This is a genomic window from Chromobacterium sp. Ag138 (genome assembly GCF_055181315.1).
The window spans coordinates 782,023-795,603 of sequence record NZ_JBUPWA010000001.1; the positions used below are offsets into that span (position 1 = coordinate 782,023).

The window sequence follows — 13,581 nt, forward strand, 5'->3', positions numbered from 1 at the left end:
ATTCTAACTTTATGTCATTGTTTTAACGCTAAAATGCCTTTGTTTCGTAATCAAAATATCCATGCAAAAGGGCGAGCCCGCTATCGCGGCCCGCCCTTTCCCTGCCCGCCCTCATATCCGGCATCGCCGGCTTGAGGCGTTTACGCCGGCTGTCCGGTCGCCGCCAACACGATTTCGCGCACGCACACGCGCTGCGGCTGCCCGTAGGCGTATGCGATGGCTTCGGCCACGTCGTCCGCCGCCAGCACCCCGCCCATCTGCTGCTTCCACTCCTGGTAGCCGGCCTTGATCGCCTCGTCGGTGGTGTGGCCCAGCAGCTCCGTCTCCACCGCGCCCGGCGCGATGGTGATCACGCGCACGCCGCTGCCGGCCATTTCCTCGCGCAGGTTTTCCGAAATCGCGTGCACGGCGAACTTGGTGCCGCAATAGGCCACGTGATTGGGAAAGGTCTTGCGCCCGGCGATGGAGCCGATGTTGATGATGGTGCCGCGGCCGCGCGCCGCCATGCCGGCCAGCACCGCGTGGATGCCGTTGAGCAAGCCCTTGACGTTGACGTCCAGCATGCGCTGCCACTCATCCGGGTCTTGCCGCGCCATCGCGCCCAGCAGCATCACGCCGGCATTATTGACGATGGCGTCCGCGGGGCCGAAACGCGCCTCGGCCTCGGCCAGCGCCGCTTGCAGCTGGGCGCGGTCGGTCACGTCCACCCGGCGGCACAGGGCATTCGGCAACTCCAGCGCCTCCAGTTTTTCGATGCGGCGCGCCAGCAGCAACAGCGAATGGCCAGCCTGGGAAAACAGCTTGGCAGCGGCAGCGCCGATGCCGGAACTGGCGCCGGTGATCACGATCAGGGGCTTGCTCATGGACAATCTCCTTCCATAAAATTTATCGATGCAAAACAGATGCCATGCAGTATATTCACCATAAAATAAGCTGAAAAATGATAAAAATCTCTGCAAGATATAGATTACTTCTATGGATATTCGCCAACTGAAGGCCTTCGTCGCCGTTTTCGAAGAACGCAGCATCACGCTCGCGGCGCAACGGCTATTCGTCACCCAGCCGACGCTGTCGGTCACCATACGCCAGCTGGAGGACGCGCTGGGCGTCACCCTGTTCGAACGGCTGCCCCGCGGCGTGGAGGTCAGCGAAGACGCGCGCCTGCTCTACCCGCAAGCGCGCAGGATGCTGGCCCAGGCCGACGCTTTGGCGAAGATGTTCCGGCAGCGCCGCGATTGCCCGCCGCTATGCCTGGGCGTGGATGGCGACGTGAGCCGCAGCCATCTGGAAGACCTGCTGGCGCGCGCGGCGCGGGCCGAGCCGGCGATCTTGCTGGAGGTGCGGGAGGGATGCTGCGGCGATGCCCGGCTGGCGGCCGAGGACGGCCGCTGCGAAGACGAACTGTTTCTGCCCTTGCGGGAGGAGGATTTCGTGCTGGCCGTGCCGGCGGGCCACCGGCTGGCGGCGCGCGATCAGGTGGACATGGCGCTGCTGGACGAGCCGGACTGGATAGTCTGTCCGGACCATCCCAGCCACCAGCGGCTGCTGGATCTGCATGGCCGCGCGGAGCCGGCATTGGCGGTTGCCGCGCGGGCGGGCAGCCTGAGGCTGGCCGCCCACATGGCGGCCGCGGGGCTGGGCGTGGCGCTGCTGCCCGCCTCGCTGGCGAGCGACCACCCCGGCCTGAAAGCCATTTCACTGTCCGGCGCGACCCCGGTCCGCCGGATCGGGCTGTGCTACGCGGCCCAGGCGCTGGAACTGCCGGCCTTGCAGGCGCTGAAGGCAGCCCTCGACGATTACAGCGGCAGCGGCGCCGACAAGCCGTAGTTGTAGATCAGCATGGAGGCGGTGAACAGCATCACGAAGCCGATCACGCAGTCCAGCACCCGCCAGCTGGACGGCTTGGTGAACAACGGGGCCAGCCTGCCCGCGAACAGGCCGATGGCGCCGAACCACAGCACGGAGGCGCTGAGGCTGCCGATCAGGAAGGACACCGCGCCGTGCTCGCCGTACACCGAGGACACGCTGCCGATCAGCACCACAGTGTCCAGCCAGACATAAGGATTGAGCAGGGTCACCACCAGAATGGTGCGGATGGCGCTCTTGCGGTCGCGCTCCACGCCGCCGTCCAGCGTCATGCCGCCCGCGTTCAGCGCGGAGCGGAAAGACTTGAAACCCAGCCACAAGATGAAGGCCGCGCCGGCCCAGGTGACCACGCTGACGAAGCCAGGGATGCCGGCCACCACCTTGCCGACGCCGAGCACGCCGGCGGCGATCAACAGCACGTCGGCGACGATGCAGATGGCGACGATGGGCAGCACATGGCTGCGCCCTATGCCCTGCCGCAGCACATAGGCGTTCTGCGGACCGATGCCGACGATCTGGCTGAAAGAGATGCCCAGCGCGGAAAGGAAAACACTGAAATTGAACATTGCCTGCTCCAAACTATTTGCAGGCAGATTAACGTCCGGATTTCCTTAAGTAAAACTAATAAAAATCATGATACATAAGAAGAATTAATAGCAGCATTCTTGCTCCACTGCTTCAGCCACTCCGGCAGCTCGCCGGCGGCCAGCGGCGGCGAAATGCCGTAGCCTTGGCCGTCGTGGCAGCCTATCTCGCGCAGCCTGCTCCAGATCGCCCGGCTTTCCACCCCCTCCACCACCAGCTTGCGCCCGGTGTAGTGGGCGAAGGACAGCATGCTGCGGATGATGGCCTCGTTGCCCGGCATGTCCAGCAGCAGCCGGACGAAGCGCTGGTCGATCTTGATGGTGTCGAACGGCAGCTGCTGCAGGTGCACCAGCGACGATGCCCCGGTGCCGAAGTCGTCCAGCGCGATGGACAGTCCCAGGTCGCGGCAGCGCTCCAGCTTGGCCGTGATCTGCTCCGCCTCCTGCTGGGTGACGCTTTCCAGCACCTCCAGTTCCAGAAAGCCCGCCGGCAGCGGGTTCGCCTCCAGCAAGGCCTCCAGTCCGAACAGGAAATCCTCGTGCTTGAGCGTGGCAGCCGACAAGTTGACGCTGACCGGCAGCGACAAGCCGCGCCGCCGCCATTCGCCCATCTGGCGCACCGCCTCGCGCAGCACCCACCAGTCCAGCTCGCGCATCAGATTGGTATGCTCGATGGCGTTGAAAAACTCGCCCGGCGGCACGTGCCGGCCGTTGCGCACCCAGCGCACCAGCGCCTCCGCGCCTTCGATGCGGTGGTTCTGCAGATTGATCTTGGGTTGGTAGTACAGCGCCAGCTCGCCGCGCGGAATGGCCAGCGCGAACGCGCTGCGCAGCGCGTGCAGCTTGTGGATTTCCTCGTCCATCGCCGCGTCGTAATGGCGGGAATGACCGCCGCCCTCGTCCTTGGCCCGGTTCAGGGCCAGGCCGGCGCGGCGCAGCAGGTTGGCCGCGTCGCACAGCGCGTCGCCGCTGACCGCGACGCCGACGCTGCAGCGGATCTCCACCTGGGCGCCCATCGCGTCCACCGGTTGCGGCAGCAGGCTCATCAGCTCGTCCACCAGCTCCTGCAGCCTGTCGGTGCGTTCCGAGCAGGCGACGAAGCGCGCGGCGCCGACGCGGCCGACATGGCCGAACGGGTAGATGGCTTGCCGCAAGCGGCGCGCCATCTCGCACAGCACCAGATCCCCGCCCTCGTAGCCCAGGCGGGCGTTGATGTCGTGGAAGCCTTCCACCGCGATCGCCAGCACCGCCACCTGGCCGCTGTCGCGGCGCGACTTCAGCAGCCGGGCGATCAGCTCCTGCATGCGGCTGCGGTTGGGCAGGCCGGTCAGCGCGTCATGCTGGGCCAGAAAGGCGAGTTCGGTCTCGGCGCGGTGGCTGCGCTCCAGCGCGTCGTGGCGCTCCAGCCCGCGGCCGACCTCGCGCGCCATCAGTTCGAACAAGGCGCGGCGGGACTGGTCGAAGAAGCCCTCTTCGCCGGCGTGCAGCGCCAGCGCTCCCACTACCTGCTGCCGCACCAGCAGCGGCACCACCAGCAGGCTGCGGATGCCTTGGCGGCTCAGCGCGCCGTGCCAGGGGCGCAGCGCGGGATCGGACTGCGCGTCGTTGCTGACCTGTGCCGCGCGGCTGCGCAGCGCGCGCGATACCAGGCCAGGCGCCTGCGCGTCCTCGGCGTGCGCCGGCAGCTCGCCGGGCATGGAGGCGCGTTCGCCGCGGGACAGCGCCGCCACTTCCACACGTTTCTCGTCGGCGTCGAGCAGCCCCACCCAGGCCATTTCGAAACCGGCTTCGCGCACGCAGACGTCGCAGACGGTCTGCAGCAGGATGCGGCGATCGGCGCTGTCGGCCAGCGCCAGGCTGACGCCGCTCAGGGTCGCGTACAGGCCGGACATCGCCTGGAAATGCTCGCCATGGCGGGAAGCCTCGCGCTTCAGCGCCTGCTGGTAGCCATGGGTCTTCAGCATCTGGTCCAGCAAGATGCGCTTGCGCAGCAGCCGCGCCGCTTCGGCGCCCTCCGCCTGCTCCAGGCTGGCCAGCAAATGCGGCTGGCAGCGCTCGTATAGGCCCTGCAGCCAGCCCAGGCTCACGCCCAGCCGGCAATACAGTTCGCCCTGCTCGACCAAAGCCGCTGCCACGGCTGGATCCAGGGGCATTCTCAAAAGCGCGTCCCACTCCGCCAGCAGCATGGCCGCCAGCTCATCCTGGCAGCAGCCGTGATGCCGCTGCAGGCGCTCCGCTTCGCCGGGGCTTTTCAGCAAATGCCAGTAAAGCTCCTTGCCCAGCAGCTCTCTGCGGGCCAGCCCGGCATCGGCGTGGCGCGGCAACAGCGCCAGGTGTTCGGTCCGGATTCCGATAAAGCGGCACATATTCGCCAGGAGTGCCATTTCATCCGTATGCATTGTTTTCTGCGCCTGTCGTGGCTGGGACGCGGCCGGCCGGGCCGCCGCCCCTACTATCTCGCCCACCTGCCCAGGAGCAGGTATTTCTTGTACCGTATCTGACTGCGCGGCCTGTCTCAAACCCGCATCAGACAGGGCCGGCCGCCAAAGGCTGCAACATGCCACGGCGCTGGCTTTTAAGCAAGTCCGGCCGCATTATTAAACGATCTCTTAATCGTCGAAAGACTACGGGAAACGAAAGTGTTCGACCCCAGACAACTGCAGACCCTGGCCGCGGTGGCGGAAACCGGCGGTTTCGACAAAGCCGCCAAGAAGCTGTTCCTGACCCAGTCTGCGGTATCGCAACGCATACGCCAGCTGGAGGAACAGCTGGGCCAGCCGGTGCTCACCCGCACCTCGCCCGCGGAAGCCACCGAGGCCGGACGCCAGCTGCTGCGGCACTATCAGCAGCTGCTGCTGATGGAAAACCAGCTGCTGCAAAAGCTCAGTCCCGCGCCGCGCCAGCGCGCGTTCACCACGCTGGCGGTGGGCGTCAACGCCGACAGCCTGGCCACCTGGTATCTGCAGGCGGTGACGCCGGTGCTGGAGGCGCACGACCTGCTGCTGGACGTGGTGGTCGACGACCAGGACCACACTCACGAACTGATGCGCACCGGCCACGTGATGGGTTGCGTCAGCACCCGGCCGGTGCCGATCCAGAGCGGCGTCCAGCACTACCTGGGCGCGATGCGCTACCTGTGCCTGGCCACGCCTCGCTTCGCCGAGCGCCATTTCCCGGACGGGGTGGACCACGCGGCGCTCGCGCGCGCGCCCAGCATCCTCTTCAGCCGCAAGGACGCGGTGCACGGGCAGTTCCTGCGCCAGGCGGCCGGCTACGAGGGCGGCTTTCCCAGCTTCACCGTGCCCTCGGCGCAGGGCTTCGTCGAGCTCACCCGCCAGGGCGTCGCCTACAGCCTGCTGCCGGAGCTGATGCTGGACGGCGATGTCGAAGACGGCCGGCTGGTAGACCTGTTCCCGGGCCAGTACATGGATCTGCCGCTGTACTGGCACCACTGGCGGGTGGAGTCCGAGCTGTCGCAGGCGCTGACGGAAGCGATGCTGGACTATTGCGGCCGCCACTTGCGCCAGGACAAAGTCGCATATCGCGCATCTGTTGGAGAATCGCAGCAGGCGCTCTGACCCACGCGGCATGGCCGCCGCGTTGACAAGGCCCAGCCCCTGGCGCATCATCCGTCGCCGACCTGGTTTTATGGAGGCAGCATGACCAGCAAGCAATACGCACCCAGCAACGAACAATGGGCCGAACTGGAAATGGCCGCGCAACTGGCCGCCCGCCAGGCTTACGCGCCCTATAGCCGCTTCACTGTCGGCGCCGCCATCCTGGACGGCAACGGCAAGATACACATCGGCTGCAATGTGGAAAACGCCTCCTTCGGCCTGAGCAACTGCGCCGAACGCACCGCGGTTTTCGCCGCCCGCGCCAACCACGGCATGCAGGATGTGGTGGCGGTCTGCATCTACACCCCCACCGACAAGCCCACTTCGCCCTGCGGCGCCTGCCGCCAGGTGCTGAACGAATTCGGCCCGGCCATGCACGTGCGCTCGATCTGCGACAGCGAAGACATCATCGACACCACGCTGGACGCGCTGCTGCCGTCAGCCTTCGGCCCCAAGAACCTGCGGGACGCCGGCCAGCGCTGAGCCGCAGCCAGCCGCCAGCCAAGGGAACCCGAGGGTTCCCTTTTCCACGCCCGCGAAAAGGTTCCCCCATCTCCGCCTCTCTTAGGGACAGCTGAAAACCAGCAGCGCCCGCTATATGGTCGGTCACGCAGTTCCTGTTCAGAACGATAGGGAGTCCGTGATGATGAAACCCGCCATTTCATATTTATCCGTGCTGCTGATCTGCCTGGGCGCGGCGCCCGCCCACGCCGCCGGGGAAGCCCAGGATCCTGCGCTGCGCAGACAGGCCGCCGACGCGCTGGCGCGGCTCGCGCCGCAGCCGCTGGCCAAGGGAGACCAGCCGCAACCACTGGTCGAGGTGAACCGGGAGAGCGCCGACCGCCGCTGGGTGCTGGGCTCCGCCACCCAGCCGCTGCCCGTCATGGCCGGCGCGGATGCCGACCAAGTGCCCCTGTCGCGGTTGTTCCTCGCCCATCAAACCGGCCAAGGCTGGCGGCTGGCGCTGGAGGGAGACCGCGATTTCGCCGCGCTGCTCGAGGCCGCGCCGACCGGCTGGCTGAGCGCCGACGAGCGGCGCGCCTGGCACAGCCAGACGGCGCTCTCCAAGCGGCTGGCGCCCGAAGCCACCGGCCTGGGCCTGCCCTGGCAGGAAGGCGCGGCCTGGAGCATGACCGGCGGCCCGCACGGCTACAGCGGCGAAAGCCAGCCCTACGATTCCATAGACTTCGCCGGCGGCGACGGCCGGGTGCTGGCGCCGCAGGCCGGGGTGATCTACAAGAGCTGCCTGCGCAACGGCAGCGGGCTGGTCAAGCTGGTGCACGACAACGGCTACTCGTCCACGTACTACCACATGATCAACCTGAACACGGTGGCCGACGGCCAGCGCGTGGCCAAAGGCACCTACCTGGGCAAGATCGGCAACGGCCTGCCCTGCGGCGGCAGCACCACCGGCCCGCACGTGCACTTCTCGCTGATCCACCAGGGCAAGGCCGAGCCGGTGAACCGCAAGTGGCTGGGCGGATGGCAGTTTTTCTCCGGCAGCCGCGCCTACCAGGGCTACGCCGCGCGCGACGGCGGCCGGGTGAACGTCGGCGGCCGCCTGACCCACTACCGCGGCGGCGGCGATCCGGCGCCCGCGCCCGGCGGCGCCAACGGCGTCGCCACGCCGCGCGGCGGCGACGGCTACGTCAACCTGCGCGGCGGCCCCAGCCTGAGCGCCGAGATCGTCGGCAGCGCCGCCCGCGGCGAGCAGGTGTCGCTGCAGTGCCACGCGCGCGGCGAGGCGGTGGACGGCGTCTGGGGCCGCACCGACATCTGGAACCGCACCGCCGCCGGGCATTGGATCAGCGACGGCTTCATCGATACCGGCAGCAACGCGCCGGTGGTGCCGCAATGCCCGTCGTCGGCCCGGCCATGGTAAACGCCTAGCCGGCGCCTCGCCCTCCGCCGGGGACGGCCGCCCACGCGGCCGCGCCCCGGCGCATCATCAGCCAGTACAGGCCGGCCGTCCCCAGCCAACCCACCAGCCAGGAAATGTCCGCGCCGCCCAGCGCGCCGACCATCGGCCCGCTGAACAAGGCGCTGTCGATGAACGGCAGCTGCAACAGCACGCCCGCCAAATAGGCCAGCAGGCCGGGCCAGCGGTAGTCGACGCCCTCCAGCGCCGCCGCATCCAGCCTGCCGCCGCGCAGCAGATAGAAATCCACCAGATTCACCGCGCTCCACGGCGTGAACAGCGTCAGCAGCAGCAACAGGAAAGACTTGAACAGCGGCAAAAAGCCCTGCTGCGCCCATACCGCGACGGATAGGGAAACCAGCGCCATCGCGGCGACGATCAGCCAGCGCCGGCGCGGCCCCAACGCCTCCGGCCGCGCGCCGAACGCCGACGCGATGCTGCCCGCGCACATGAAGCCGCCGTAAGCGTTGAGCGTGGAAATCGTGACCTTGCCGAACGCCACGCAGAAAAACAGCGAGGCGGCGATGGCGCCGTCTGCGCCCAGCCCGACGAAATAGGCGACCTCATGCCCGCGGAACGCCGCGCCGCCGACGGCCGCCACCAGCACGCCCAGCGACATCGCGATCTGCGCGCCCAGGCCCGAGCCCAAGCCTATCGCCAGCGCCACCCGCGCCGGCGGCGTAGCCGACGGCAGATAACGCGAATAGTCGGACACATAAGGCGCGAAGGCGATCTGCCAGGATGCCGACAGCGATATCGCGACAGTGAAGGCGGCCGGCTGGAAACGGGTGTGCGCCGCCAGCAGCGGCAGCAAATCCACCCGCCCCAGCAAGCGCATGAACAGATAGCAGAACGCCAGCAGGCCGAGCAGGCTGGCCACGCGCCCCAACCGGTGTATCGCCCGATAGCCCAGCGCCGCGGCGAGCAGCACCGCCAGCGCGAACAACAGGCTGCCGGCGGCGTCGCTTATCTTGAACAGCTGCCCCAGCGCCTGGCCGGACAGCACCATGCCGGTGGCGTTGAAGCCCAGGTACATGGCGCAGGCCAACGCCAGCGGCAGCACCGCGCCCTTGACGCCGAACTGCGCGCGGCAGGCCAGCATCTGCGGCAACCCCAGCCTGGGGCCCTGCGCGCCGTGCAAGGCCATCACCGCGCCGCCGGCGATCTGTCCCAGCAGCAGGCCGACGATGGACCAGACCACGTCGCCGCCCAGCACCACCGCCAGCGCGCCGGTGACCACGGCGGTGATCTGCAGATTGGCGGCCAGCCACAGCGTGAACTGGCTGAACGCGCGGCCATGCCGCTCGCCTTCCGGAATGAAGTCTATGGAACGGCGCTCGATCAGCGGCGCGCCGATGGATGTTTTCGCTTTCATGACGGTTTCTCCTTTGTCCGCGCCCGGAGCGCCGTCTTGCCGCGGCGCGGCTCCGGGCCTGCGCCGAACAATTTATACTTTTCGCATTTAAACGGGCAAACCCAAGCCATGCGGCATCGCACCATCGATCCGGCATGCTCGTCCGTGTCCCCGCGCCGCCTATCTCCACGGCTCGTGGCAGCCATCGTCGAGATTTGTCCTAACATTTCGTATAGGAACCCTTCGCGCCGGCTCGCAGGATGGAATGAAGTGCACCGTTTCCCCTTGTCCACCACCGAACTCAAACGCCAGCTGCTGCATGACCGATATCGGTTGCTAGCCATCGCGGCAAGCCTATTTCTGGTCCTGCTGGGCATCAGCGTCATCAGCGGCTGGCTCCTCCGCTCTCCCGCCCTGATTCCGGAAAACATCCACATGGTGATCGCCACAGCGCTCTGCCTGATCCTGTACGGCCTCGCGCTGCCGCTGGCCTTGTGGCAGCCGCAATGGCGGGCGCACCGGCTGCTGGCGGCGCTGGTGCTGGCGATGGCGGCAATCGCGCTGCTGGAAAACCTCACCGGCATGTCCCTGGGGCTGGACCTGCCGCAATTGCACGCCTGGCGGCACGATATGGCGCCCCATCCGGGCCGGATAGCGCCGCCGACCGCGCTGGCGCTGGCCGCCCTCAGCTGCGGTTTGCTGCTGCAGCCGGGGACCACGCCGATCCGGCGCCGGGCGATGAAAATCTGCGTGTTGCTGCCGCTGCTGCTGGGCGTGCTCGGCGCGGTGGCGTATCTGGTCAAGCTGGAACTGCTGTACAGCTGGGGCGCCTCGGTGCGGATGGCGCTGCTGACCGCGCTGGGCATCATCTCCGCCGCCCTGGGCTTGAACGCGCTGGCGATGCAGGCGCTGCGCAAGCACCCGCGCTCGCAGGACATGGCGGATTCGATTTCCGTGACCGCCACCGCGCTGCTGATCTCCATCTCGCTCATCACCGGCCTGCTGATCTACCGCGTCTCCAGCGAAGCGCATGAGCGCAGCCTGAGCACGGTGATGGCCAACAGCGTGCGGCAGCGCGCCGCGTTGCTGGTGGCCCAATTCGGCATCAGCGACGACATCGCCCGCCGCATCTACCAGCGCCCGTCGATGCAGAAGCTGCTGGAAGACGCCAGCCGGGGCAAACTGGACGCCAGCGCCGCCGCCGCCGAGCTGGCGGCCCGCAACCACATGACGCTGAACGGCATCGCCATCCAGGATGCGGCCGGGCGCGCGCTGGTGCAGGTCGGCTATTTCGAAACCCGGCCGCGCCAGGCCCTGGCGCTGCGCTCGCCGGCTGGCTCCCGGCTGCTGTGGAACGGCCATTACCTGTACCGCACCGAGGCGATCTACCGCACCTCGGCCGGCACATCGCGGCTGGTGATCGAACAGAAATTGGAGATGTTCGACCGCATCGTCCAGGACACCGCCCCGCGCGACGGACTCAGCGGCCTGTACGCGCTGTGCGGCCACGACGACCACGATCTGCGCTGCTTCTCGCAGTCGCCGCGGGATCCCGGGCCCACGATCCCGATCGCCGGCAACGTCCACCACTTCACCATGTGGCCGGCCTTTTCCGGGAAAAACGGTTCGCTGCACGCGGTCGACTACTCGGGCCGCGACGTGATCAGCGCCTATGCGCCGGTCGGCGACAGCGGGCTCGCCTTCAGTTACAAGATCCGGGTAGCCGACCTGCTGGCGCCGATCCGCCATGATCTGGAAATCGACGCGCTGATCATGCTGGCGATGGTCACGCTGGGCACGCTGATCCTGCGCTGGCGCACTTCGCCGCTGCTGCGCGAGGTATTGCAATCCAACCGGATGGCGGAAATGGCGGCCGAGCGCTTCCGCAACGCCGCCGAAGCCAATATGGACGCCTTCATCATCATGGAGGCGCTGCGCGACCACATCGGCGTGGTGGACGATTTTCGCGTGGTCTACATCAACGCCGAGGCGGAAAGGATGTGGCAGCTGCGCCGGGATGAAACCATAGGCCGGAACTGGAAAGCGCTGGCGGCCTCGCTGAACGTCGCCAACCACTTCGAAAGCTATAAACAGGTCATCGACACCGGCATGCCGCTGTCCGAAGAAGTGCCCAAGGCCTACGACGCCAGCCACCCGACCTGGATCCACCAGGAAATCGTCCGCGCCGGGGACGGCATCAGCATCAGCGTGCGCGACATCACGCAAAAGAAGCTGGCGGAACTGGACCTGGTCCTGCGCGAGGCCTTGCTCAAGACCGTCACCGACTCCATCCCTGCGCTGGTGGCCTTCGTCGACGTCGATCAACGCTACCGCTATTGCAACAAGACCTACACCCGGTTGTTCGGCATTGCGCCGGAGCAGGTGATAGGCCGCAATATGCGCGACTTTCTTGGCGAAGAAAGCTATGCGGCGGTGCGGCCCTATGTCGAACAGGCGCTGCAGGGCCAGCCCGCCGCCTTCGAGATGGAGATGTTCCTGCACGGCAGCCAGCGCTATGTGGAGGGGCGCTACATTCCGCAGCAGCACGCGGATGGCACGGTGTCGGGGTTTTACGTGATGATCTGGGACATCACCCAGTCGCGCGCGCGGGAAATCGAGCTGCGCAACAAGGTCACCCAGGACGCGATGACCGGCCTGCTCAACCGCATGGCCTTCATGGATATCCTGGGCGACGAGATCAAGCACCACTATCTGAAGCGGCAGGCATTGGCTCTGCTGTTTCTCGACATCGATCACTTCAAGCAAGTGAACGACACGCTGGGACACGCCACCGGCGACGAGCTGATCAAGATTTTCGCCGGACGGCTGCGGCAAAACGTGCGCGGCACCGATCATGTGGCCCGGCTGGGCGGCGACGAATTCGTGGTACTGCTGGTCGGCCTGGACTCCGAACGCACCGCGACGGCAGTGGTCGACAAGCTGATGGCGGCCGTCTGCCAGGATGCGGAACTGTCAGGCGCGCGCCGCCGCGTCTCCACCAGCATCGGCATCGCCTACGCCTACATGCCCGACATCACGCCGGAGCGGCTGCTGGAAATCGCCGACGAGGGCCTGTACCAGGCCAAGGCCGCCGGGCGCAATACCTATCGGCTGATGCGGGTAGGATAAACGGCCATGCATCACAAGCGTCTGCGACATGCGCGCCGGCTTGTCTCCGGCGACGCCGCGGTGCTTGGCGGATGCAATAAAAAAAAACCCTCCGCCGAGGCGGAGGGTTTGGATTGCCAGCATCAAGCCGATCAGTCGCGGTTGCCGCCGAAGGCCAGCAGCAGCTGCAACAGGCTGGTGAACAGGTTATAGATGCTGATGTAGATGGACAGCGCCGCCGAGATGTAGCTGTTCTCACCGCCATCCACCACGGTCTTGACCTGCCACAGAATCATCAGCGAGCTGAACAACGCGAAGGCCGCCGAGATCATCAGCTGGAAAGCCGGCATGCGCAGGAACAGGTTGGCTACCACGGCCACCATCAGCACGATGGCGCCGACCGTCAGGAAATTGCCCAGCCCGGACAAGTCGCGCTTGGTGGTGGTGGCGATGCCTGCCATCACGAAGAACACGACGGACGTGGCCGCGCCGGCGGTCATGATCAGCTGGCCGCCGTTGGAGAACTTGAGCGCGAACTGCAGCAAGGGTCCGAGCAGGACGCCCATCATGAAGGTGAAGCCCAGCATCAGGAACACGCCCAGCGAGCTGTAGCGGTTCTTCTCGATGGCGAAGACCAGGCCGTAGAACACCGCCATGATCAGCAGCATGCCGATGATGGGGCTGCCGGCCAGGAACGCGAAACTCATGTGGGTGCCCACGATGGCGCCCATGACGGTCGGGATCATCGACAGGCCCAGCAGGCCATAGGTGTTGCGCAACACTTTGTTGCGAACATCGGCCATCGGGGTCGATTGGTAGGCCGTTTGAAAATCCGGGTGCATGTGAAACTCTCCTGAGTTGATTATTCTGGAACGACTTTTGGGATTGTAAGCAACAGACCATGCCGAAGGGAATAAGTTTCCATTTCTTCTTCCTGCTTGTCTTGAGCGAATCCTTGGGGTAATATCGCCTTCCCTCAAGGCACAGATGTGGGCGGCAGTCCGCGTTTGCAAGCCATTTGGATGCGAGAGTGGCGGAATTGGTAGACGCACTGGATTTAGGTTCCAGCGCCGCAAGGCGTGAGAGTTCGAGTCTCTCCTTTCGCACCAACCCTAGATTTAACGTTTCCCTTCA

10 protein-coding genes and 1 tRNA gene are annotated in these 13,581 nt (G+C 66.4%); 6 read left to right on the forward strand and 5 right to left on the reverse strand.

Annotated elements, in window-relative coordinates; all coding sequences use genetic code 11:
• Window positions 1-140: 140 nt before the first annotated feature.
• Complete coding sequence (locus ACY3GB_RS03235; protein WP_463087467.1) at window positions 141-863, reverse strand: SDR family oxidoreductase; 723 nt, start codon at window positions 861-863, stop codon at window positions 141-143.
• A gap of 112 nt (window positions 864-975) precedes the next feature.
• Between ACY3GB_RS03235 and ACY3GB_RS03240 the strand changes: the two genes are divergently transcribed.
• Complete coding sequence (locus ACY3GB_RS03240) at window positions 976-1,827, forward strand: LysR family transcriptional regulator (protein ID WP_463087468.1); 852 nt, start codon at window positions 976-978, stop codon at window positions 1,825-1,827.
• Here ACY3GB_RS03240 and ACY3GB_RS03245 read toward each other — a convergent pair.
• Window positions 1,797-2,432 carry a LysE/ArgO family amino acid transporter gene (locus ACY3GB_RS03245; RefSeq protein ID WP_463087469.1) on the reverse strand — a complete coding sequence of 212 codons (636 nt, stop codon included), beginning with the start codon at window positions 2,430-2,432 and terminating at the stop codon, window positions 1,797-1,799. The two genes, ACY3GB_RS03240 and ACY3GB_RS03245, sit on opposite strands and share 31 nt — an antisense overlap.
• Before the next feature lie 65 nt (window positions 2,433-2,497).
• Window positions 2,498-4,834, reverse strand: a complete 2,337-nt coding sequence (locus ACY3GB_RS03250) for an EAL domain-containing protein (protein ID WP_463087470.1) — start codon at window positions 4,832-4,834, stop codon at window positions 2,498-2,500.
• Between the two features lie 255 nt (window positions 4,835-5,089).
• Here ACY3GB_RS03250 and ACY3GB_RS03255 point away from each other — a divergent pair, with 255 nt between their 5' ends.
• The 3 genes from ACY3GB_RS03255 (at window position 5,090) to ACY3GB_RS03265 (ending at window position 7,949) form a co-directional block, all read left to right on the forward strand.
• Complete coding sequence (locus ACY3GB_RS03255; RefSeq protein ID WP_463087471.1) at window positions 5,090-6,028, forward strand: ArgP/LysG family DNA-binding transcriptional regulator; 939 nt, start codon at window positions 5,090-5,092, stop codon at window positions 6,026-6,028.
• An 81-nt stretch (window positions 6,029-6,109) separates the two neighbouring features.
• Window positions 6,110-6,550: a cytidine deaminase gene (locus tag ACY3GB_RS03260; protein WP_463087472.1), complete on the forward strand. Its 441-nt coding sequence runs from the start codon at window positions 6,110-6,112 to the stop codon at window positions 6,548-6,550.
• Window positions 6,551-6,710: 160 nt separating this feature from the next.
• Entirely contained in the window at window positions 6,711-7,949 is a 1,239-nt protein-coding gene (locus ACY3GB_RS03265) for a M23 family metallopeptidase (protein ID WP_463087473.1), read from the forward strand.
• A 4-nt stretch (window positions 7,950-7,953) separates the two neighbouring features.
• Here ACY3GB_RS03265 and ACY3GB_RS03270 read toward each other — a convergent pair whose 3' ends face one another.
• The gene (locus ACY3GB_RS03270; RefSeq protein WP_463087474.1) at window positions 7,954-9,360 is read right to left on the reverse strand and encodes a purine-cytosine permease family protein; all 1,407 of its coding nucleotides are present in this window, start codon (window positions 9,358-9,360) and stop codon (window positions 7,954-7,956) included.
• 249 nt (window positions 9,361-9,609) lie between these two features.
• On the opposite strand from ACY3GB_RS03270, the gene ACY3GB_RS03275 reads away from it, so the two are divergent.
• Window positions 9,610-12,468, forward strand: a complete 2,859-nt coding sequence (locus ACY3GB_RS03275; protein WP_463087475.1) for a GGDEF domain-containing protein — start codon at window positions 9,610-9,612, stop codon at window positions 12,466-12,468.
• 131 nt (window positions 12,469-12,599) lie between these two features.
• Here the strand turns inward: ACY3GB_RS03275 and ACY3GB_RS03280 are convergent, their stop codons facing one another.
• Window positions 12,600-13,289 (reverse strand): Bax inhibitor-1/YccA family protein, encoded by a 690-nt coding sequence (locus ACY3GB_RS03280; protein ID WP_463087476.1) that lies wholly within the window; start codon window positions 13,287-13,289, stop codon window positions 12,600-12,602.
• 182 nt (window positions 13,290-13,471) lie between these two features.
• Between ACY3GB_RS03280 and ACY3GB_RS03285 the strand changes: the two genes are divergently transcribed.
• Window positions 13,472-13,556 (forward strand) — tRNA-Leu (locus ACY3GB_RS03285).
• Window positions 13,557-13,581 lie beyond the last annotated feature (25 nt).

Coding starts and splice junctions, on each gene's coding strand:
- ACY3GB_RS03235 (WP_463087467.1), bottom strand. CDS start 863: ATGAGCAAGCCCCTGATCGTGATCACCGGCGCCAGTTCCGGCATCGGC.
- ACY3GB_RS03240 (WP_463087468.1), top strand. CDS start 976: ATGGATATTCGCCAACTGAAGGCCTTCGTCGCCGTTTTCGAAGAACGC.
- ACY3GB_RS03245 (WP_463087469.1), bottom strand. CDS start 2,432: ATGTTCAATTTCAGTGTTTTCCTTTCCGCGCTGGGCATCTCTTTCAGC.
- ACY3GB_RS03250 (WP_463087470.1), bottom strand. CDS start 4,834: ATGGCACTCCTGGCGAATATGTGCCGCTTTATCGGAATCCGGACCGAA.
- ACY3GB_RS03260 (WP_463087472.1), top strand. CDS start 6,110: ATGACCAGCAAGCAATACGCACCCAGCAACGAACAATGGGCCGAACTG.
- ACY3GB_RS03265 (WP_463087473.1), top strand. CDS start 6,711: ATGATGAAACCCGCCATTTCATATTTATCCGTGCTGCTGATCTGCCTG.
- ACY3GB_RS03270 (WP_463087474.1), bottom strand. CDS start 9,360: ATGAAAGCGAAAACATCCATCGGCGCGCCGCTGATCGAGCGCCGTTCC.
- ACY3GB_RS03280 (WP_463087476.1), bottom strand. CDS start 13,289: ATGCACCCGGATTTTCAAACGGCCTACCAATCGACCCCGATGGCCGAT.